The sequence below is a fragment of the Legionella stuttgartensis genome, from assembly GCF_977063405.2.
The window spans coordinates 419,165-441,556 of record NZ_CDRUHA020000093.1 but is presented as its reverse complement, the minus strand read 5'-3'; the positions used below and the strand labels follow the sequence as shown (position 1 = coordinate 441,556).

Here is a 22,392-nt window from a genome sequence, read left to right as displayed (position 1 = left end):
TTAATCCTCAACCTTATTTAATCGCCAGCTTGCGATTATAGGTAATGTTTTATCTAATAAATGTTTTCGACAGAAATTTCGACGAACTTTCCCACTAGTTGTATGCGGCATGGCTTTAAGAGGAATGAGAATAATATTATGAATTTCGAGTTGATGCGTCTGATAAATCAGTTCAAAAATAGCATTGAATAAATTATCTTGCTCCTCTGGTGACAAAAAACGATTTTTTACCTCGCACATGACCGTAAGCTCATATTCATGTTCTCTTTGAATGACAAAAGCAGCACATTTACCCAGAGCCCCATCCACCGATGAATGAAGAAGAGAGTATTCTATATCTTGCGGGTAATGATTTTTACCATATAGGATAATCAAATCTTTAATACGACCAGTCACATATAATTCCTCTTCATGTACAAACCCTAAATCGCCGGTTCTTAAATACACTTGATTGCTTGGATCATCGGAAATTTTACCATGAAATGTATGTTGGGTTTCTTCATCCTGTTGCCAGTACCCCTGGGCTACGCTGGCACTATGCACCCAGATTTCACCAATTTGATCATTATCACAAAGAGTAAGTGTTTCCGGATCTACAATTTTTACTGTTTGCATAAACCGTCCACAACTAATCAAGCTGTGGCTCTGAGGACTTCCTTCTGCTGCAAAATGGACACGATGATCCTGGTACTGCTCTTTAGACAAAGTGAGTTCGTGGTAAGGAGTACCAGGAGTGTTTCCTGTTACTAATAAGGTTGCTTCAGCTAAACCATAACAAGGAAAGAAGGCTTCTTTGCGAAATCCATAATCTTTAAAGGCTTGATGAAAATGTTCTAATGTTTCTTTTCGAATAGGTTCAGCACCATTCGATGCAATTTGCCAGCAGCTTAAATCGAGTCCCTGTTTTTTTTCTTCTTTAATGCGTTTGACACAATAATCGTAGGCGAAATTAGGGCTACCACTTATGGTCGCCCTATATTTGCTAATGTTTTGTAACCAAGAAAGCGGATTTTGTAAAAATGAAAACGGGGACATTAGATAGGTAGGTACTCCCGCATAAATAGGGGTTAAAATATAACCAATTAATCCCATATCATGATGAGGAGGGAGCCAGCTAAACGAGATGGTTTCCTCATTTAACTGGAATGCATTGGATATTTTGTGAATATTATCTAGCAAATTGCGGTGTGTGACCATGACTCCTTTAGGATGCATCGTTGAACCTGAAGTGTATTGCAGAAAGGCAATGTCGTGTTCGTGAATAAGGGGTGGCTGCCAAAAAGAACTCATATGCAATTCCATGTTTTCTATAGCCAAGCATGGAACTTTATCCAGATGTGGTTTTCCATTTCGATCCGGTGTGGCAAATTTAACCAAATGATCCGCCGTCATCATCACACATACTGGTTGTGCATTTTGAATGATGCGATGTGCCTTATCCACTAATTTTGCTTGAGCAGGAGGATAAATAGGCACAGCAATACAACCTGCGTAAAGACAACCAAAAAAAGCCTGAATCAGTGGCAGTCCTGGAGAGAATAATAATAAAATTCTATCTCCAGGCTTTGCTCCTTGTTGATGTAATTGTACTGCAATGGCCCTGGCCCGTTCATCCAATTCACCAAAAGTCATTGGTTCTTCTAAATTTCTATTTAGAAAAGTACAACTCGTTTTTTTTGGGGTATGAACGGCTCTGTATCGAACCGCATCAACTAATGACACACAGTTGAAAATCTCTTTATTCATTAGCGATCCTTATGGCTTATGGAATTCGAGAACTTGTCCCGCATAAGAGAGACCACCTCCTACACTCATCAGGAGTATTTTTCCAGGTCGATCAAAAATTTTTTCTTCAATTGCTCTAGCCAAAGAATAGAGAACAGAGGCACCACCAATATTACCAATTGTGTCAGAGTCCCAAATAATGGTTTTGTTCATCATTTGGTTTTCTTGGAGCACTTCGGTGATTAATTTGCGATTGACTTGATGAGGAATAATCCAGGTAATGGCGTTTCTATCCTCTTCGGTAGGTAATAAATGGGCAAGCATCTGCTTGTATTTAGTATAAGCAAGTTCTTTCATCAGTGTCTCATCACCAATTAAGTGATAGCCTACAGTATCGATTTGTTCTTTAGTGGGTGGAAAAACACCTTGAGTGGTAAATGCTTCGACATATTTTCCTTCCGTAGAAAAAAAGGTTTTCTCAACGGTAAATGCACCAGTTTCCTTTTGTTCCATGAGCAAGGCTGCAGCACCATCACCTAATCCTATCCATGTTTTTTCATTTTCAGGATCGATTACTTTAGATAATGTTTCAGCACAGCTAACCATAACATTAGGGTATCCTAAGGCCATTAATGCGTAGGCAAGATGAAGTGTAGACAGAGAAGTGGAACAGCCGGTTTTTAAATCATAAGCAGGAGCATCTATTTCTAACTCCCCAAGAACGGCAGCAGCTTGTGAACCTGTAAAGCGTTTATTGGTTGTAGATCCGAGTAAAAAAGCATGTATTTGGGGGAGTGTATAATTCGCAAATAATTTTTTCACTGCTTCAGTCGCTAATGATTCAGCAGTTAATTCGCGAGATTTATCCAAAGATTCCCAGGGTTTATGACACCAATAACGGGAGTAAAAACCAAATTCCTCACCGATTTTTTCAGCAAACTTTTCTAAAAAAGATAAAGAATGTTCTGAAGTTCGTGGAAAATTTTGTAAAATTTCCAGATTAGTAATAGGAGGGGAGTCCGGTAGGACTCGCGATGCGGCTGTAATATCAAATCGAATGTTAGGATGCAAAATTTCCATAAATTACCTTTTATTATGTCTTTAATTTGCCTTTTTCAGCAGTTATTTAAAATTTTAGAATTCAATGTGGCTAAATTATAGCTGTTTTTTAGGAAAAATTGACCCATGTAATTACGAAGTGTATATTTTATATAAACAAAATTTAAGGTTGAGCGTGATATGTCCTCATCGTCTGTTGATAAAACCACGATGAAATGGATAGAAAATCTTATTGACGAGCATAGTTTTCTTCCGTTCCTTGCAGATTATATTCCTAATAATCAACCCCATTTACAATTTGGGGCTGAAGTGATTACGGGGTTGGCCAAAGTAAATGACCGACCTGTTGCAATATATGCCCATGATAATTCAGTTAATCGAGGGTATATTACGAGCCAGGGCGCAAAAAAAATACTGCGCCTTATGGATAGGGCTAAAGATTTACGTATTCCAATTATTGCTTTTTTGGCGTCTCCTGGAATTTCTTTAGAAGAAAATTTATTAAGCGGTGATGAATACACACAAATTATCGCTCGTAACATTAACTTATCCGGTGTAATCCCACAATTTGCGGTGCTTGTTGCTCCCACTCTTGGGGCACCTGCTTATTCTGCAGTACTCATGGATCTGCTCTTTTTTAACAAACATCGCAGTTACCTGATGGTGACGAGCCCGATGGTCGTTCAACAAGCGATAGGTGAAAAAGTAAGTATGAGTGAATTAGGTGGGACCGCAATGCATGCAGGGACGACAGGTATTGCTGATTTTGTTGATGACAGTATCAGTGCACAAATCAATCATGTGAAAACCATGCTCAACATTTTTCCATCACATAGTGGTGAATGTCCTCCTATTCATTCAGTGCAAGAGCCTATACATGCTTTGCCCAATATTCCAACTGATCCGAGAATGCCATTTAATATGCTCGAATTGATTCAGGCCATTGTTGATAATTCGGAAGTATGGCAATACAAAAGCAACTATGGCCAAGCCATGATTTGTGCTTTTGTACGTATTCATGGGCATGTCGTAGGCATCGTTGCTAATCAGAGTATTCGTTTTAGTGGTGCGATTGATTCAGATGCAGCGCAAAAAGCAGCTAAATTTATTCGAATATGTGATGCCTATAGGATTCCTGTGCTGACGTTAATTGATGTTCCCGGATTTATGCCTGGAAAGCGTGAAGAACAAAAAGGTTTGTTACAACACGGAGCGAGGCTATGTGCTGCGATGCAAACTCGGGTGCCTAGAATGAGTGTAGTTGTGCGTAAATGTTATGGGGCTGCAGCATTTTTGATGATGCAAACTGCATCGCAACAAGGCGATCTTGTTTTGGCCTTGGAGACTGCAACTCTTGGGGTAATGGGTAAAGAAACGACGAAAAAGGTGCAAAATACTGATGGGCAAGTCTCTGCTGAGACGAAACCCCCGCTTACTGATAAGCTGCATCTGGATCCTTCTTTAGCGGACGCTTATGTGTCTGGTCTAATCGATGAAATTATTACTCTGCAGCAAATTCGTGGAAGATTAGGCCAACATTTGGAATATGTATATCGTAAATTAGAGGAATTGCCGATTGCACGACATTCTATTGTGTAGAACGAGCGTGGAGTGTATCCCTCATTCGCCCGCCCCACAGGGAGAAGGGAGTCCGGGCTACCCCCTTCACTCATGAGAGACGGTAGAAAGAATCCCCTCTCCAATTCATGGGAGAGGGGCAGGGGTGAGGTTATAAAAACAACACGTGTAAGGACCAATATGTCTTACCTTAACTTGCAGCAATTAATTAATTCATTTGAAGCTTATTTGGGAAATCCAGAAAAACAGGATACGCCCCTCAATTTTCAAGAAAGCTTGCATTATGATGAGCAAGAACAACTTGCCTGGCCCCAAATTAAATTGATCCAACAATGGGGGTTTATGGAATATCTAATCCCTCAATCTCTTGGAGGGCAATTTGTTTCACTCGACGTCGGATATTTTCTAGCAAAATCAATTTGCAGACGAGATCTAACTACCGGTATCGCTTTAGGTTTGCCATTCTTGGGGGCATTACCGCTTTGGATTGCAGGAAGCGAAAATCAGAAAAAAAATTTGGCCTCCTCTCTTCGGCGAGGGGAAATCACTGCCTGTGCTTTGACCGAAGAGGCGCATGGTTCTGATATTATGGCAAATGAAGTATTTGCTCATCCTTGTAAGAGTGGTTGGGAATTATCTGGAAAGAAGTGGTGTATTAATTTTGCTACTTTAGGGCATAGTGTGACGCTTCTTTGTCGTACTCATCCTCGAGGAGGGCCATTAGGCTTCTCGGTTTTTTTTCTAGATAAAGCGACAATTCAATCTGGGTTTATACCAACACCTAAACTTCCTACGCTTGGGGTTAGAGGCTTAGACATCAGTGGTTTTTCTTTGGAGAACGTTTTTTTGCCTCAAGATGCATTGGTTGGGGATGAAAAACGAGGATTAGAAATTATCTATAAAACCTTACAGGTTTCTAGAACTTTATGTGCTTCTTTTTCTGTGGGTGCTGCAGATACTGCTTTGCGACTAGCTCTTTCTTTTAGTCAGCAACGACACCTATATGGTAAAACGGCCTATGAAATTCCCGTTGTAAAACAGCGCCTGGGAGAGCAATTTACCCAGTTGCTTATTGCCGATTGTACTGCTTTAGCAGTCTCCCGCGCTTGCTCCGTCATTCCTGAGAAATTATCATTTTGGTCTGCCATCATTAAATTCCTTATTCCCAAAATAACCGAAGAAGTAGTCGATCAATGTGCTACAGTGATGGGGGCGCGTGCTTATTTGCGCACCACAGAGTGGGCGATGTTTCAAAAAATCAGACGTGATATCCCAGTGGTCGGTTTATTTGATGGAAGTAGCCAGGTTAATTTATCCGTGATTGCAGGTAGTTTATTACCACAAGCTGGAATGAGAGGAAGTTGTTCTTCAAATCAGGCACAACAATTGGAGCCAATTTTTAATCTCAACATTATTTGTCCCAAATTCACTATGGATCGTTTAGGTCTCTTTACTCATGGTGAAGACGATATTTTGGCTGGTTTGTCCATTTTAAAATCAACGCAAATTGCTCCATTAATTAAAGCGGTTCGTACTGAGCTCCAACAATTAGATCAGCATGTAATCACTTTGCAAGATCAAAAACAGTTTGACCCGCGCAGTTTGACTGCTTTTCGGTTGGCAGAGAAGTATTGTTGGATTTTTGCAGCAAGCTGTTGTATTCATTTTTGGCATTATAATCAGAAATTAATGTCTGAAGAACTAGGGGGCGTTGAGTGGATAAATTCGGCAATTCAACTTATTCTTAATAAATTAAATACACACTCAAATGTGGATAATAAATTGCAAGAGTCTATGGCGGATCATTTAGCTTTATTTAATGAGCAAAATAAAATGCTCTCTGTGCTTCCAATAAAAATACCTGGTTAAAGTGCCTCGCCAACTTTAGCTTTTGCAGTTATTATTATTTATTGTATTCAATGAGGTTCGCAATAAGAATGAATTGGAAAAGATTATTAATCGCAGCAATTACTCGAAAAAAATATCAGGCCTTCATTGAGGATACGAAATATCCTGAGCGTTCGCGTGAAAAGTTGTGGACTCGAGAGATTGTACCTTTATTAAAAAAATCTTCTTATTGGGGTGCTGCATTGAAAAGCATCCAAACTTTAAACCTGGATGATTTTCCAATTACCACCTATGCAGATTATGAAGCAGAACTCTTGGCTGCACAATATAGCCTTATTCAGCCCTTTAATGGGGAAAAATTGATTTTTTGGTCAGAGACATCAGGAACAGCCGGTGTTCGTAAATACTTCCCAATTACTCACTCGTTCCAAACTCAGTTTCAACGTACCATGCCGCCTTATATTTATAATATGACTCAGCGTTTTCCCGGGTTATTTCAAGAAAAAATATTGTATCTGGTGGCTGTGGATGCTCATCGAACATCTCCAGCTGGCATTCCTTCGGGTTGGATTAGCAATTTCAATTATCGTAATTTACCTTCTTTTATTAAGCGTTTTTATGCGCTACCTGATGAAGTACTCGATAATACAGAAGTCTATACACAATGGTCTGCTTTGTATGCTTTGGCCTCAGACCTTAGTGCCATATTTGCGGTAACTCCTATGGTTATCGATGCGTGTTTTGAGCGTTGTCTTAAAAACTTTAAGCAGTTTTTACCTTATTTATTAGGTGAAAAAGCAATCCCTGACTTTTTGCCGCCGATTCAAATTACGAAAAAACGTCGGGAATACTTGCGTCAATTAGCACAACAAGATCCCAAATCATTCAAAGAGTTTTGGCCGTCATTAAATGTAGTTGGATGCTGGATTTCTAGTCTTTGTGAATATCCCGCACTTGAATTGAAAAAATTGTTAGGACCAGGGGTAGATATGATGGATGGCACTTTTTCCGCTACGGAAGGATGGCTTACTGTTCCATTAGACAATCACCCCGGAGGATTTTTACATCCTAGTACCCATATTGTTGAGTTTATCGAGGAGGGTAAGCCTATTGAAAAAGAAAATCTTTTACAATCTTGGGAATTAGAGCAGGGCAAAAATTATGAGGTATTTTTAACTACGGCGATGGGTTTTGTTCGCTATCAGTTAAAGGATGTAGTGAAATGTACCGGCTTTTTAAATAAAGCACCAAGGCTTGAATTTTGTTATAAAACCCAAATGCTTAAATTGGAAAGTTGTTCAATCTCAGGTCACGAGTTGCAGGAAATGTTGCATTATATTTCTTTTGAGATGGCGCCTCACTGGTATTTTGCTCGTAATAGTTTGGGGAATCGGATTGTTTTGGTTACTGATGATGCCATTCAAATAACAGACTCCATATTATCAAAAATGCATGAACGTTTAATGCAAATCAATGAACCCTATGCTCACGGTGTGATGACTAAAGAAGTGTTGCCCATGGTTTTATTCCAATTGCCCAAAGATGAGTTATTAATAGATAATCATGCTCAGACCAAACCCAAACTTATTTCTCAGCAAGTAATTACTGAAAAATGAATTACAATGGTTCTGCATCGCTTTAATTTTACTATCGTTTCGCCCTCGAGCAGGCTGTTATCAAAGAGGAACATCATATTATGACTGAGAAGAATAAAACCAAGGCCAAAAAAAGAACGCCCAAAAAGACTGAATTGAGCTTATCTATGCTCATCATCAGTGATATCGTTTCAATCTTATTTAGTTTGATGCCTGCGGTAGCCGCTTTTAGTTTAACCGGTTTATTTATTTATCATGGTTATAATTACACCTGGTTGGTTCTTCCTTTGGCCCCTTTTGTTTTATTTGCTTCTTTTATCACTATTATTGCAGTAATTAGATTGTGTTTACCGCGCTTAAAGCCCGGACGTTATAAACGTGAAATGAATCGAATGACCGTTGCATGGTTTTGTCATTTTGCGCTCGCTCGTTCTGCTAAAGTGGTTGGTTTGATTCCTTTGTTGCAAACATTCAACATTGCTAAGTTTTTTTATTGGCGTGCGCTGGGGGCCAAAGTTTCCTTTCAAATTGTAAATTCTTTTGATATCGATTTTGTCGATTGTCCCTTAATTAGCATAGGAAAAAATGTCACTCTTGCGAGCCAAGTGTCAATTAGTTGTCATTCTGATGTGGGAAACTTACTTTTTCTTGCTCCTGTAATCATTGAAGATGATGTTTTTATAGGTATGGCCACAACTATTGGTCCAGGAACGACAATTAAAAAAGGGTGTTGGATTGGTTATGGGAATACGTTCGTCAATCAAATGGTTGAAGAAAATAGCCGATTTGGAAATATCAGGCCCACCCCGGATATACAATAAAAAACGCCCAGCGAAATGATATTCATTGATACGATATTAAGTTCTACGGAGCGATTATTGTTAATAGACTGGGTTGAGCGCCTACCTGAAATACTATTGGCATGTATGGAAGGTTGAACAAAAAGAGAACAGCTATAAAGAATAATGCAGAACTAATGTTACCTATCCGTACCCATTTTTGCTCCATAGTCTCAGTGAACCAGGCCGTAATCGCATAAGTTAAACTGAATAAGATTCCAGTGATGATGCAAATGAGCACATTAACGTCCTCGGAATAAGATTGGAAAATTTTATGCGTCATCATTAAAACTAAAAGGAATAAAATTACGCGATAAACACGTAATAACAATTTAAGCCAGGATGGAGCCCCTGATTCTATACTTCCATCTTGGAAGTAGGCATTAAAAAATATAATTCCTAAAGCAGTTAGTGGGATTAAAATAATTAAAGGATTGATGTATTCTTCACCACCACCTGCGGCGTGGCTTAAATAAAGAATAAAGTAAACCGTACTTATGAGTGCTAAGAAAGGGAATAAATAGTACATCATTCTTAAGAGTAAAAAGCGTAAATTATAGATAATATTGATATTTTGCTGACCGATTCCTAATCCTATAAAAAACAAAGTGGTATGGGAAATCAATTGAAAATGGATATTATTAGAATATAAGCCCCATAAGAAATCACTACCCACAGTTTTGAAAATAAAGGCGCCCAACAGAATCAGTAGATTGGCTAAAGCTGAAAACAAAGAGGCGACAAAAATCAAGGGAATCGTATTCCATACAGCAGCAAATAAACTGTTGTAAGTGATACGCCACGTATTATCATGATGGTACGCATAGTGAAATGCATGCACCATATAGACAAAGAGTGGGAAGGCGCACACAAATGTTAACCAGTGCTCAAGATGTCTGGATGGAACGCTTGCTTCTAAGGGCAGTAGAGGCAAAGACAAAAATAGGGCGATGATGAAGCTGCTTACAATTAAACGAAAGCAGTTTTTTTCATTGAACGCCAGCGCATATAAAAGAGCAAAAAGGCTAATCAAGGCATAATCAAATACTTTAGTAATTTCATTACGGATTAATCCGTCCAGTGCGAATCCTAGGAGTAAGCCAATTAGAGTGAAGAGATAGATTCCTTTTTTTGAGAGCATTTTTTTCTCCATAAGCTATGAATTTAGAATAGCTGATTTTAAATAAACTTGCATTTATTTCGTTGGTACACATTTTGGGGTTTTTATTAGAACAATTGATAGATATCATGGTTTTATTTTAATCTGCGTTTTTGTAGAATGAATTTTAGTAATTGATTAACTAACTGATTGAGTCGCTATGCTGAGTAAAATCGAACGTTTTAAAGAATGGCGTGGGAACAAATCGGACGCAGAGCAGGATATCCTTGAAACTGCACTGATTATAATTAATTATGTTAACTCAGTAGATAATCTTGATGACATCAAAGCGAATGCCCAGACAAAATATTACGAATTTGATCAATATCATAAACGCTCATGGGGAACGGCAGTTTTTATCAAACTATTTATCGATGAAGCAATTACTCACCTACCCAAGACAGCGGAAAAAGAAATAGCCCTTCTGACTCATTGCAGTGAGGTTGTCGCCAACTTGTACGAAAATTGGAAAAAGAATACTGCAGCAAATATTTTCACTTTAATTGGAAATATTGAAAAATTATTGTCCTTAAACAGTGTGCCTTTTGCGGATAAAAATCAATATAAAACGTTTCTTCTTTCTGCAGCTATGTTATTCCATATTATCAAACTTGGAATTTCTGAAGTTGAACGTGATTGGAAGGCACAAATGGTTCTTTCTGTTTTAATCGATCTGAAACAAATCAAGCCCAAGATCGATCTTTTTTTGCAAAACATAGAAGAAAGGGTGGCGAAATTAACACAGCCAGAACAAGAAAGCCCTGCACAAAGTATTGCCCCCGATCCTCTAAAACCAGTGAAAGATCTCTTTGCAAATCGTTATCTTAAGGTCATAGGAGTTAATCCTGTAACCTCAAAACAACAAAAGAAAACCGGGCCATATGGCTTTATGCGACATGTACCAGTAGCTCCGTCACATCCTCCAGTACGAAACATTCTGGAGAGTCTTTCTGTTCTTGAAGCAGATATGGAGAAAGTTACGTCAGGTATTTTTAGCGTGATCGATCTAAGAAGTAAAAAAGCAGAGATTGAAGAAAAAAAAGAAATAGTGAGGGCACTGTTTTTAGCGGCAGAAGAAAATGATTTTAAGATCACAGGGAGAAAAAACTTTTTAGAGTTTATCCAAGGAAAAGAACCATCAATTGAAGTGCTTTTAGAAAATTCAGAGGAGCATCGCAAACAAAAATTTATTGAACAAATCGAACAATTAAAAACCATGGGGCAATCCCCTGATCTGTCTTCAGAAGTGATACAAGGCGTAAGCTGGGTGGCTACACCAATAACCGTTGTTTATCGAACAGCCACCCCACAGAAATTGCAAAATATGATTGAATCCTCTCTTCCCACTACGTTGGATGGTTCATGCAAGACTGAATTTAAAGAGATGATAAAAGCATGTTTGTTGGATTTAGAAAGTAAACTAAGGAGAAAAGAACAACAAATTGCTACTATAAATAATCGTTTTTTTAATCAAGATGAAGAATTGAAATCGTTGATCGCAAGTGAAAGTTTGGAGCGACTTGCTGTTTTTCAACACGCAAATGAGGAAATGAAGGAGGCGATACAAGCCAGCTCTAAGTTACTTGCAACCGTAAAAGCAAACTCACTATTTATCCATGACCTTCAACAAAAGAGCCAAATCTTAAGCGAATTTATTAAACTTCATGACGGTTTTTTTGTGAAAATTAGCAATTTTCTAGCGCAATACTTTACTTGCTTTAAAACTGAGACCGCAAGAATGATAGATGATGCTGCTCATTTAAAAATTAAAGTCGACGAACTTGCAGGTGAATATCGAGGCGTTGTAAATCAGGGAATATGGCAAATTGACCAAATCTCATCTTTGGATGAGCGTTTTAAGACGCATATAAAAAATCAATTTAAGGCAGAGGAACTCGAGATAAATCACGAAAAACAAAATCACCTGAAGCCGAATAAACGTACGGTGCGGTTATTAATGAGCGGTTTATCGAATTTGTTTGCTCCAAAACCACAACCCCTTAAAGAACAAAAGAACAAAAAAGAATATGATAAAGAAGAGCCTGTTTTAGGTAACGCTCTCTAAAGTTTTTGAGCTCTCAGACTTATTCGATGCTCATAATCAGGATCAATCAATTGCTAACGCTACTTTGCATATTGTAATCAAATTCTTTTTCCCATAACCTTATAGATGCATATTACTTGGCAAATCTTATATGAATTATGAGAAAGTTTCGGTATACATTAATGAAGCGGAACAATGGCAGAATAGACCTTTGTATTTGGAACTCCTCAATCTGCTTAAAAAGCATAGTGTAGTAAATGGAGTAATATTTCGAGCGGTAGCGGGATTTCCTTTAGCTGAACGTGCTAAATCCTCTCTTTTTCATCTAAGTAAAAAATTACCTCTGATCGTGCAATTTATTGATAGTGTGGATGGGGTTGATGCTCTGTTACCTGAATTAAAAAAGATGGTTCCACATCATTTCATTATTCGCAAACCAATAGAAATAATAAGTTGGGGCGATATTCCATAGAAAACGTTATTTTAGGCATTTGCTCGGGCGGGAAAGAAGATCAAATGTTCTTTTTTTATTATGGTAATTAAGAACTCTAAAGCTACAGTAACTTTTTCGGGATGATCAAAAAATTCGATAATGAGAGGAAGAGAAAAAGATACATCCAAAAAAGAATCATTGTGTATTCCTGTTTCGCCACTAAAACCACTTATTGCACGAAAAACACTAATTCCTCGAATTTTAGCCTCGTTTTGTAAGTAATTTAAAATTATAGGGACATTATCGGCTCTTTCCAAAGTGTAAATTCGTACTACTGTAACTTCGACCGTTGCAATATCAAGTTTTTCGTTCACTCTTGATTCTCCATAACACTTCTCAAGTTGAATATTATTATCATATGGCATCGTAGGAAATATTAATATCCCAAACGTACCTCTAAATATAACTAAATCTGTTGAAAGGTGAAGAAAAATTTCGATACACTTGTCACTATTGATTCTTTTCGATTTATTGTAGAGTTAGTCATAAGAAGTAATTCAGTAAAACAATTTTAATCGATTAATAAAGGTACTCATGAAAAGGATATTTAAAGTCTCAAAAAGGGAGATTAATTTACCTGTAATTGTCATCGTTTTGAGTATCTTAATTGGCATTTACCATCTCCTGTCCTTTTTAATTCCTTTTACTAGTCATGCATTTGTGGTTACTAATGTTACTCCGATTGCAGCAGATGTTTCGGGCTTTATTACAAAAATCTATGTTCAAAATGGAAGTCCTGTAAAAAAAGATCAGCCTTTATTTGAAGTCTATCGGAAACCTTATCGTTTAGCTTATGATTCAGCAAAGGCTAGATATGAAGAAGCAAAAGAGCGCATTAAAGTCATTGAGCGGCAAACACAAAAAACAAAAACATTATTGGATGCAGCCAAGTATGAGTATCAAAAATCTCGATTTGAATATCAATTAAAAAAAGCACCTAGTGTACGCGAAGCTTTATCAAAACTTGAAGTACGGAAGCTTGATTATGATTTGCATTCAATTAAAAATAAAATGGATTCACTTAACAAACAAATTGCAGTCGAAGACCAGCAAATAATCCAACAAAGAAAATTAATTAAAGCGCTCAAAGCAGAAAAACGCAAAGCGAAAGTAAATCTTGATTTGACTATTGTTAAAGCACCTACTGATGGAGTAGTTGATAATCTTTATATTGGTCCAGGGACTCCTGTAAAAATACACCAACCATTATTTTCCTTTATTAATACATCAAGATGGTGGATACAGGCTAATTTTTATGAAACTGATATACGCAGAGTAAGGCCGGGCGATAAAGTCTATATTATGCTTCGCATGTATTATTTCAATAAAATCTTCCATGGCAGGGTAGTAAACACGATATGGGCAGCAGGGCGACAAATTACTGATCCACGCACGCAACAACAAATGGTTAGCAGTAATAATCAATGGTTATTAGAGCCACAACGTTTTCCAATTCAAATAGAGATTCTTGATCCAGATCCTAAATTTCCATTACATCCTGGTGCTAGTGCTTATGTTTATATCGAAACTAATTCGCATCATTGAAGATTATGATCCCTATGGAAATCATCGTGTTAATGGAGTGAAAGTTACTTATGTATTGCTTATTCTTTTTGCAGTTAATTTTATTTTTTCCATTCCTAACCCCTATTTTTATTATTTTTACATTCCAATTACCGCAATGGCAGCTGAGGTAGTAGGTGACACAATAAAAAGAAAAAATTTGCTGCTTTTTTATTGCATGTGGTGGTCTGTTATTAGTGCGTTTCTTTTTGATATTTTGTCCATTAGTGTTTTTTTTCCTATTTTTGCGTTCTTCTACTCGTTTTTTTTGTATATGATTGCTATTAAAAGCCGGATGCATACGATCGTAATTGCGCCCGTTGCCCTAAGTCTCGGCGCGTACTCATTGCTGTATAAAGAGATAAATACCAGTTTTTATGTCATTATTAATAATTGCTTGAATACTTTTATCGCGATGGCAATAGTTTTTGCGGCTTTAGCTTTTTTTCCTAGGAGTTATTATTATCGTTTATGGTTAAGGGCTTTGCTCTTACTCATTTCCCAGATTATTGAGCATTTATCCTTAATGGTAGAACGTAAAAACATTGTTTTTAATCCAGTGAGAGGTCATACAAACCATTTAATTCGTTATGCCTCGATGTTGCCTCGAACATTTCCTCTTCGCTCCATCTGGAAAATTAATTTACTTATTAATCACTTGCACTTAATTGTTTGTGTTATTGAATCAGAAACAATCATTTTAGAAAGTGAAAAAATCAATTTATTTATTGAGAAACTTAATATTTTAAAACGTGCAATTGAAAAGGAGCAGCCGTGTGAGTTAGCTGAAACGCCATGGAGCATTTTAAATAAACTTATATCTTCTTGGAATTATCTATGTTTAAAATTGTAGATTATCGAAAAGCTAGAGCATTGCAAATTTGTCTCGTTTTCTCAACTGCTTTGGCAGTTCAAAGTGTTTTAGGATATTCACATGCTGGATGGATTGGTTTTGCGGTAATGATGATTTACGCAGGATTTGATAGAGGTGCAAGTTTGCAGCGTACGACCCATCGTTTTTGGGGAGCGGTTTTGGGGTTGCTGTTGTCTTATATGCTATGGTTTATAGGACAAATTGATTTTCGTTTTATCCTAATTATTATTCCTGTTATTGTATTTATGGCTTACTTTTCTTTGGGAAAGCGTTATGCATTTCCTACTATTTTCACAGTAACGCTAACCTCATTAGGTACAGATTATTATGGTAGAAATAACTATGCTGTTCCTAATTTCTTTTTTGATTATTTATTATCGACAATTGTCGCATTTTTACTTTGTTTTATGTTTGAAACGTTGGTATTTCGCAATAGCCAATTATCGAGAAAATTTTATATTGATTTACAAAAAAGAATTATTACTCATTTGAATAAACTCTTTGATATAGTAACTCAAAAACCATTGCGAGATAGTATTTATTTAAAAGAAAGTATTGTGCTCAACACCAGTATGTTGGATTTATATGCTTTTGTTGATGCAGCCAAGCATGAACGGAATTTAGATGTGAACTTTGCAAATGAATTAGATTCTTTTGGCTCTGTAGTTCAACAAGCATATCATAATATTCGAAGGCTTTTTGTTTTAGGAGCCCATAGAAATGAAATACTGAAAATAGAAACGCGAAGTATACTGGAACAACTTACTCGGATAAATCAAAGCCAAAGAATTAAATATATTGGAGAATAACTTGATTAGGATGATTGGCTTACTGATTTTGGGCATCACATTGAGTTCTTGTACTCAACATCCGTCTAAGCCTTTACTTATCCCTAATCAATGGTCCGTTAAAGACTCTAAATTCATAAACTCCGATGAGAATTTGCCTTGTTTTCCATGGTGGAAGCAATTTAAAGATCCTAATTTAAATTCGTTGATTGACAAAGGTTTGGTCAATAATAACGATGTGAAAGTCGCTGTCGCTCATATTGAAGCAGCACAAGGTGAATTAAAGCGCGTACAACTGAATTGGATTCCTGAAGTTACGGGGAATGCAGGTTACTCCTCGTTCCCTTATTTAGGTTTCCCTGGTGTCCTACTTACGGTTGTTCCATCTTATACCATCAATATCTTTAAACAGATTAAAGAACAACAGAAAGCCAGATACGAATTAAAAGCAACAAAAGCAATGTATTATGGCGTTCGACTTGCTGTAATAAATCAGATTGCCAGCAGTTATTTTAATTATCAAAGCCAAATGGAACAATTATTTTTGTTACATTCTTTATCAACGGATCTTTCTAGATTAATTACTATATCTCAGTCTATGTACCAAGGTGGGTTATTTGCACGAACCCAACTAGAACTTGCCAAAACGGAGCTTTCATTAATTCAAGCTAAAGAAAGAATAGTGCAACAAAACATCGTGATTAGCGAAAATGCCTTGCATTATTTACTGGATGAAAATCCAGGAAGATTGCCGATGAAGCGTCACTTTAGAGATTTAAATAGTCAACAAATGATCATTGGTGCTCTTCCACTAACTATTATTGAAAATCGGCCTGATATGATGGAAGCCAAACAAGAGTTTTGTGCCGCCAACGCAGGTATTGGTATCGCTTTTTCTCATTTCCTACCCACAATTAATTTAGCTATGGCACGTGGAGAAATTGCTAAAGTTGCCAATGGAGGGCAGTTAGGCCAGGCGATTCATTTTAATCAGGCTATTCTCGAAGTTCCTTTTTTACGGGCATCGGCTTTTGGCCAATTACAAAAAGCTAAAGGACTAAATAAAGCATCCTATTATCGTTACACGGATACCTTACGCAAAGTACTTAGAGATGTAACGAATGATATATCAGCGCATGAACTGTATACCAAGCGACTTAATGATGTAATGAGGGCTGAGCGCGAACTAAGGAGTGCGTATCGATTAAATAAGACTTTATATCAAAGAGGTATTATCAGTCATCTTGTTTTAATTGAAGAAAAAGTTAAATTAGATCAACTCGCTATTGAAGTGAACCAACACAAATTGGAACAACTAATGACTATCGTTAATCTGTATCAGGATTTAGCGGCAGGGTATAATTATGGCTCTTTTGCTCTGAAATAGTCTGGTGAGAATCGTGCTATTTGACTTCTAATCCTATATGTTGCTCTTCGACATGGATTTCTTTTTTCTTGTTCACATTAAAAAATAAAACATTATCATGATGCTGTTTTACGGTAGAACGATGGGCGATACTAATAATTGTGGTGTTCGGCAGAAGCTCTTTGAGACGGCAATATACTTGTTCTTCCACATGTTCATCTAAAGAAGCTGTGGCCTCGTCCAGAAATATCCAGTCGGGCTTTCTTAGTAATACACGTGCAAAGGCAATTCGCTGTTGCTCACCCAATGATTTAAAGCCAACATGTTTATCTAATTTGTCTGTAAGGGTTTCCAAATTTACGGCTTTTAAAGCTGAAATCAATTCACTATCAGAATAAACACAATGTGCATCAGGATAAGCAAGGACCGCTCTCAGAGTATCATTAGGAAGAGTGGGTTTTTGCGGTAAAAAATAGACAGACTCTAGGCTATTGGGAATTAGGATTTCTCCTTCACCAGATAACCAAGTCCCCGCGATTGCTTTAAACAAGCTGCTTTTTCCAGTTCCTGACGGTGCTTGAATCAGGGTATGAATTCTCGGTTTAAATTGTAAATTAAGACCTTTGATGATTAATTCATTACTGCCGTGTAAGTGAAGGTCTAAGTTTTGTACGATAAGATTCTTATTTTGATGCCCTATACTGCGAATTATGTTCTTAGTGGATTCACCCTCATTATTTTTTTCCAAGGTTTGTTGTAATGTTATAATACGGGCTAAACTTGTTTGGAATTTATTAATCGTTTCAAAAGAGTTGATAAACCAGTTTAAAGAACGGGTTATCATAGAAAAATAATATCCTGCAGAATAAAATACATCCAAGGTAATTAAGTCTGTGAAATATAAAGGGGCTGCCGCAAAGACTGGAATAATTGCTTGGAGTATCCCATTAAATAAATTAAATGAGGAGGTTTCATTTTGAATGGATAATCGTTTTCTAGTTTTAGTATTTAATTCATCTACCTCCTTCTCCAGTCGGGTTTGGTAGTATTTCTCCGCATGTTCAATTGCGATTTCTTCCGAGAAAATTTTAATATGTTGCAAATCAGCGCGTAAATTGGATTGAGCAATGGTCTCTTCATTGGTTGATTCGCGTAACGATCGATTTATAAAATAACCCATGAGCGAAGTTGCAATCCCGACTCCTAATGCCACTAAGACTAAAAATCCAGGAATTATTATAGTTCCCCCAAAAAGCATAAAGGATAATGAGCCTCCTGCTAAACTTAAAAGTACAGTATAAATGGCGAGATTAAAAAAGTTATCGATAAACCCTAAGGATAAGTCCAGGAAGGACTCAACAACTTTATCAATGTCTTCTTGAATACGTTGTTCCGGGTTATCAATGTCACCATAAATTCGTGAAATTTCCAGATAATTCGTCTTATTATTTAAGTACTGATCTATTATTTTTTTAGTTAACCAGGAGCGCCAACTTACGTACAATTCATTTTTTAAAAAATTAGTTAAATAATTAAAACCAGCCATTGCCCCCGAAATTAAAAGGCCAGCTCCTAATCCCATTAACAAAGCAGCGGTATCTTTAACTATAAATGCGGCAAAAATATATGGAAAACACCACCACCCTAAAACAAAACTAAGTCCAATCATTGTGATGATGCTCAAAACACAACCTGAAAATAGAGCCCATGCTTTCCATTTATCATTAGAATTTAAAAAATAATCAGGCAAAAATCGCAGTGATTTTTTGAAATAAGAGGGCTCATCTCTCGAAGAAGTAGTCATTGAAACATCAATTAAGTTAAAAAAAAGACAACATAATGCATATAGAGCAAAGGATCAATGGGATTTTAAAAAGGGGAGGAACGGAGAAGCTAAATGAGCCAGTTTGCTTAATAAATTCAGTGATTTTTTAAGTAGACATAAGTATTATGATCCTCATTATTTTTATGAGAGATTAGATGAAATATAAGCCTAATTATTTTAAAGAATCCAAGCCAATTAAATCATTCAAATGGGTTATGGATAATTGTACCGTCAAGGTTACTACAGAAGAACAGCGGGACTTTATTAACAGTCCATTTGGCCAGCAGCTTATGGATAAACTTTTCGATAGCCCAAACTGGGAGCAATATTTAAAAGTAGCTCGACAAATAGAGGAAATAATGGAGTCTTTATCGGAGAACTATAATTCTTCATTTGGTTGTCGTCACTGAGGCGCTCTGGCCAACAATGATAAAGTGCTTGATTTTTAAAAACTTAATGTTTAAAGTTCGATCAGATTTAACTGCATTAAGGAGGATAAAAATGTTCGGTTTTTTTAATAGGGAAAATAGTTGGCGGGCAACCATGCAAGTTGCAAATGGTATTGCCCTATCGATAGCTGCTTATAATTTATTGTCTAATCCAGAAACAATTTGGGAAAATGGTTTTGAGATAGTAATGCTTGGGCTTAATGTAGTGACCTTCAGTAGCAATGATAATGCTTTAACCAGTATAGGAAACGCTGCTCTTAATTTTACAGGTTTGGGCACTGATTATGCGGGAGCTACAACGGGTTGCACTGCAAATTCGCTTCCAATTACCGCAGCAAAAGCGTTATTGCATATGACCAATGCAGTAACGAGTATTTGTTTCAAATATCAGCCCAATCAAGAAAATACTTCAGAAACTCATTCCGAAACTCATACAAAAACGCTTTAATCGACTGAGGTTGAGCGGGAACGTTCAACCTCCTCAATAAATTCAAATCGTTTAAAAATAAATCACTTAACGTTTCATGTTGCAATGAAAATTTTGAGCTATATTAAAAATACAGGATTTGAACAAATAAAAATAAGGACAAATCATGAGCGCTCTTCTGCTATTATTTTTAGCAGTAACTATAAGCTATTTTCCGCAACTTCCTTTAGAGCTTCCCCAAACACGGACTATGAAGGATGATGCTCGTTTCATCAGTGAAATAGCACCGTTTCCGGGCCTCGAGCAGATTAACGATCTTTACTTAAATGATATTAAGTCATTGTTAACTCATGAAGCGCCTAATTTAAATCCCCTAGTAATTAATAAAGTACTGACTACTCTCAAATGTGCTACAAACTATAATGTGGTGCATAATAATATTTTAACCATTATTGATTATTCATTGCCTTCCAACGAGAAGCGTTTCTGGGTTTTTGATTTAAAAGCAAGAAAGTTATTGTTTTACACCTATGTTTCCCATGGCATCAAATCTGGAGCATTGTTGACCAATTTCTTTTCTAATAAATTTAACAGTAAAGCAAGCAGTATTGGAGTGTATCAAACCCAACAAGCTTATTATGGCCGTGATGGTCTTTCATTACGTTTGGATGGCTTGGATCGTAGTTTTAACGATAATGCATCTGGTCGGTCTGTTGTGATGCATTCTGGTTGGTATGTAGAAGAAGGGTTTATTAAACGATATGGACGACCTGGACGAAGTTGGGGATGTCCTGCACTTCCTTTAGCGACCTCCAATGGAATTATAAATACCATAAAGGATAAATCATTATTGGTTATTTATTATCCGAGTGATGCGTGGTTTGCCAAATCAAAATTTTTAAATTGTGATAAAACTGCCGTGTCTCAAAATACGAATGATCCAACAATACAAGTACCTGATTCTGCTCCTGATGAACATCGCGATGCTATTTTATTTGTAGGAAGTGGTTATAAAGGCAGTAAAAATGCCGAAAGTAAACCTGTTGCCGTCATTTCAGCAGATACTTATGAACGTGTATTTCATACTACCGCACCATTGACGCGAATGTTACGACGTCAGATTAATAATGGAGAGTACATTGCTTTGAATGCAACAGAACTTTATTACTTGGCTAATAACAATAAGCCAGATACTGCAACAGGCCAAAATGAGGGACTGAATGCCATTCATTTCGTCATACCTGTACTGAAAATAGTTCGGGGTGGTTATTATGAAACACAAATGCAGATCGTCAATTTAGGTAAAATCAAAGAAGTTAAAATTAACGGAGGTTTATCCAAAGAAAACGAACTCGCAAATAGCTTCACCGTTTATTTTGAGGGGAGTTCAAGCGTTAATTTAAATGCGCATAATGAATTTATTCGCTGGGTGGGATTGTAGTATTAAAACTTGATTAGTGTAACAACCCGAGAAGATAGGGTTCTCGGGTTGAAGATTAGGCTACATTAGTTCATTAGTTGAATCATCGAGTTCAAGCCACATAGCGTTTAAGATAGCAAAACAACAGGCCAGACCAGTACCCAAAATCCAGGAAAAATACCACATAATAAACCTCCTAATAAGCCGTATCTTGATTTTTAGTAATTGTTTGCTCAGTTATTTTTCCTCGTAACACACGATAAACCCAAGCTGTATAAAGCAAGACAATAGGTAAGAAAATAACAGTAGCTGCTAACATAATAAACAAGGTTAATTGACTGGAAGAACTATCCCAGACCAATAAACTTTGTCCGGGATTTGAGGAAGAGGGGAGTATGAACGGAAACATACTAACACCTACCGTAGTGATAATCCCGGCAACAGAAAGAGCACTGCAAATAAAAGCAGTTTTAACATGTTTTGCGGCAATAAATGCTAGTAAAACCGCAATTATTCCTATTCCTGGAGCAAGTAACGTTATGGGAAGACTTTGGTAATTAGAAAACCAAGCATCTGCTTGTTGGATAACCGTTTTGTAATGTGGGTTTGATGGGCCATCATGCGCTAAAGCGCTGGTCAAACTATAACCATCAATACCATAATGAAGCCAAATCCCCGCTCCAATAAAGAGCAACATGGTCAATAGAGCAGATATTTTTCCTGCATTTCGAGCTCGCTCTTGTAGGTATCCCTCTGTTCTTAGGTTTAGATAAAAAGCACCATGCATGGCGAGCATCAGTACAGAGAGTAGGCCACATAGTAGCGCAAAAGGATTCAGTAAACCAAAGAAAGTACCCGTATAAAAGGGTCGTAGATATTCATCAAAATGAAAAGGAACGCCTTGCAACACATTGCCAATAGCAACCCCAAAGATCAGCGCAGGCACAAAGCCTCCGACAAATAAAGCATAGTCCCAAAATGAACGCCATTGAGGATTAGTTAATTTGGAACGGTATTTAAACCCTACTGGACGCAAGATTAGGGCCAATAATACCAAGAGCATTGCAAAATAAAAGCCTGAGAACGAGAGGGCATATAAGATTGGCCAGGCTGCAAAGATTGCACCCCCACCTAGAATAAACCAGACTTGGTTTCCTTCCCAAGTCGGTCCAATGCTATTAATTAATATGCGTCGTTCCGTGTCTGTTTTTGCAATCCATGGTAACCACATAGCCACACCCAGGTCAAAACCATCCATGATCGCAAAACCAATCAGTAATAAACCGAGCAGAATCCACCATATAATTCGCAATGTTTCATAATCCAAAGGCATAATGAAT

Annotated in this window: 20 protein-coding genes; 13 read left to right on the top strand and 7 right to left on the bottom strand. The window is 37.1% G+C overall.

Features of this window, described 5'->3' with window-relative positions:
- Both ACWTEW_RS32140 and ACWTEW_RS32135 read right to left on the bottom strand, forming a co-directional pair.
- On the bottom strand, positions 1–1,746 hold the full coding sequence (locus ACWTEW_RS32140; RefSeq protein ID WP_454782033.1) for a fatty acyl-AMP ligase: 1,746 nt from the start codon (positions 1,744–1,746) through the stop codon (positions 1–3).
- A 9-nt stretch (positions 1,747–1,755) separates the two neighbouring features.
- The gene (locus ACWTEW_RS32135) at positions 1,756–2,805 is read right to left on the bottom strand and encodes a 3-oxoacyl-ACP synthase III family protein (protein ID WP_454782032.1); all 1,050 of its coding nucleotides are present in this window, start codon (positions 2,803–2,805) and stop codon (positions 1,756–1,758) included.
- Positions 2,806–2,964: 159 nt separating this feature from the next.
- On the opposite strand from ACWTEW_RS32135, the gene ACWTEW_RS32130 reads away from it, so the two are divergent.
- The 4 genes from ACWTEW_RS32130 (at position 2,965) to ACWTEW_RS32115 (ending at position 8,626) form a co-directional block, all read left to right on the top strand.
- Positions 2,965–4,383 (top strand): acyl-CoA carboxylase subunit beta, encoded by a 1,419-nt coding sequence (locus ACWTEW_RS32130; RefSeq protein WP_454782031.1) that lies wholly within the window; start codon positions 2,965–2,967, stop codon positions 4,381–4,383.
- Between the two features lie 159 nt (positions 4,384–4,542).
- Entirely contained in the window at positions 4,543–6,231 is a 1,689-nt protein-coding gene (locus tag ACWTEW_RS32125) for an acyl-CoA dehydrogenase family protein (protein WP_454782030.1), read from the top strand.
- Between the two features lie 68 nt (positions 6,232–6,299).
- Positions 6,300–7,826: a GH3 family acyl-acid amido synthetase gene (locus tag ACWTEW_RS32120; RefSeq protein ID WP_454782029.1), complete on the top strand. Its 1,527-nt coding sequence runs from the start codon at positions 6,300–6,302 to the stop codon at positions 7,824–7,826.
- An 80-nt stretch (positions 7,827–7,906) separates the two neighbouring features.
- Complete coding sequence (locus tag ACWTEW_RS32115) at positions 7,907–8,626, top strand: hypothetical protein (protein ID WP_454782028.1); 720 nt, start codon at positions 7,907–7,909, stop codon at positions 8,624–8,626.
- A 43-nt stretch (positions 8,627–8,669) separates the two neighbouring features.
- On the opposite strand, the gene ACWTEW_RS32110 is transcribed toward ACWTEW_RS32115, so the two are convergent.
- Positions 8,670–9,785 (bottom strand): hypothetical protein, encoded by a 1,116-nt coding sequence (locus tag ACWTEW_RS32110; RefSeq protein ID WP_454782027.1) that lies wholly within the window; start codon positions 9,783–9,785, stop codon positions 8,670–8,672.
- 178 nt (positions 9,786–9,963) lie between these two features.
- On the opposite strand from ACWTEW_RS32110, the gene ACWTEW_RS32105 reads away from it, so the two are divergent.
- Positions 9,964–11,868 (top strand): hypothetical protein, encoded by a 1,905-nt coding sequence (locus tag ACWTEW_RS32105; protein WP_454782026.1) that lies wholly within the window; start codon positions 9,964–9,966, stop codon positions 11,866–11,868.
- A 130-nt stretch (positions 11,869–11,998) separates the two neighbouring features.
- A complete protein-coding gene (locus tag ACWTEW_RS32100; RefSeq protein ID WP_454782025.1) occupies positions 11,999–12,319 on the top strand; it encodes a DUF190 domain-containing protein in 321 nt (106 codons plus the stop codon).
- Positions 12,320–12,330: 11 nt separating this feature from the next.
- Here the strand turns inward: ACWTEW_RS32100 and ACWTEW_RS32095 are convergent, their stop codons facing one another.
- Positions 12,331–12,654: a DUF190 domain-containing protein gene (locus tag ACWTEW_RS32095; RefSeq protein ID WP_454782024.1), complete on the bottom strand. Its 324-nt coding sequence runs from the start codon at positions 12,652–12,654 to the stop codon at positions 12,331–12,333.
- A 220-nt stretch (positions 12,655–12,874) separates the two neighbouring features.
- Between ACWTEW_RS32095 and ACWTEW_RS32090 the strand changes: the two genes are divergently transcribed.
- The 4 genes from ACWTEW_RS32090 to ACWTEW_RS32075 are packed head-to-tail and all read left to right on the top strand — an operon-like array spanning position 12,875 to position 16,952.
- Complete coding sequence (locus ACWTEW_RS32090) at positions 12,875–13,885, top strand: HlyD family secretion protein (protein WP_454782023.1); 1,011 nt, start codon at positions 12,875–12,877, stop codon at positions 13,883–13,885.
- Entirely contained in the window at positions 13,854–14,756 is a 903-nt protein-coding gene (locus tag ACWTEW_RS32085; protein ID WP_454782022.1) for a hypothetical protein, read from the top strand. Before ACWTEW_RS32090 ends, ACWTEW_RS32085 begins: the two co-directional genes overlap by 32 nt.
- A complete protein-coding gene (locus ACWTEW_RS32080) occupies positions 14,741–15,586 on the top strand; it encodes an FUSC family protein (protein ID WP_454782021.1) in 846 nt (281 codons plus the stop codon). Before ACWTEW_RS32085 ends, ACWTEW_RS32080 begins: the two co-directional genes overlap by 16 nt.
- Positions 15,587–15,596: 10 nt before the next feature.
- A complete protein-coding gene (locus ACWTEW_RS32075) occupies positions 15,597–16,952 on the top strand; it encodes a TolC family protein (protein WP_454782070.1) in 1,356 nt (451 codons plus the stop codon).
- Positions 16,953–16,968: 16 nt separating this feature from the next.
- Here the strand turns inward: ACWTEW_RS32075 and ACWTEW_RS32070 are convergent, their stop codons facing one another.
- The gene (locus ACWTEW_RS32070) at positions 16,969–18,735 is read right to left on the bottom strand and encodes an ABC transporter ATP-binding protein/permease (protein WP_454782020.1); all 1,767 of its coding nucleotides are present in this window, start codon (positions 18,733–18,735) and stop codon (positions 16,969–16,971) included.
- A 176-nt stretch (positions 18,736–18,911) separates the two neighbouring features.
- Here ACWTEW_RS32070 and ACWTEW_RS32065 point away from each other — a divergent pair, with 176 nt between their 5' ends.
- The 3 genes from ACWTEW_RS32065 (at position 18,912) to ACWTEW_RS32055 (ending at position 21,073) form a co-directional block, all read left to right on the top strand.
- Positions 18,912–19,166, top strand: a complete 255-nt coding sequence (locus ACWTEW_RS32065; RefSeq protein WP_454782019.1) for a hypothetical protein — start codon at positions 18,912–18,914, stop codon at positions 19,164–19,166.
- Positions 19,167–19,257: 91 nt separating this feature from the next.
- Complete coding sequence (locus ACWTEW_RS32060) at positions 19,258–19,653, top strand: hypothetical protein (protein WP_454782018.1); 396 nt, start codon at positions 19,258–19,260, stop codon at positions 19,651–19,653.
- Positions 19,654–19,798: 145 nt separating this feature from the next.
- Positions 19,799–21,073, top strand: a complete 1,275-nt coding sequence (locus ACWTEW_RS32055) for a murein L,D-transpeptidase catalytic domain family protein (RefSeq protein ID WP_454782017.1) — start codon at positions 19,799–19,801, stop codon at positions 21,071–21,073.
- A 60-nt stretch (positions 21,074–21,133) separates the two neighbouring features.
- Here ACWTEW_RS32055 and cydX read toward each other — a convergent pair whose 3' ends face one another.
- Positions 21,134–21,241 (bottom strand): cytochrome bd-I oxidase subunit CydX, encoded by a 108-nt coding sequence (cydX, locus tag ACWTEW_RS32050; protein WP_454782069.1) that lies wholly within the window; start codon positions 21,239–21,241, stop codon positions 21,134–21,136.
- 7 nt (positions 21,242–21,248) lie between these two features.
- The gene (gene cydB / locus ACWTEW_RS32045; protein ID WP_454782016.1) at positions 21,249–22,385 is read right to left on the bottom strand and encodes a cytochrome d ubiquinol oxidase subunit II; all 1,137 of its coding nucleotides are present in this window, start codon (positions 22,383–22,385) and stop codon (positions 21,249–21,251) included.
- Positions 22,386–22,392 lie beyond the last annotated feature (7 nt).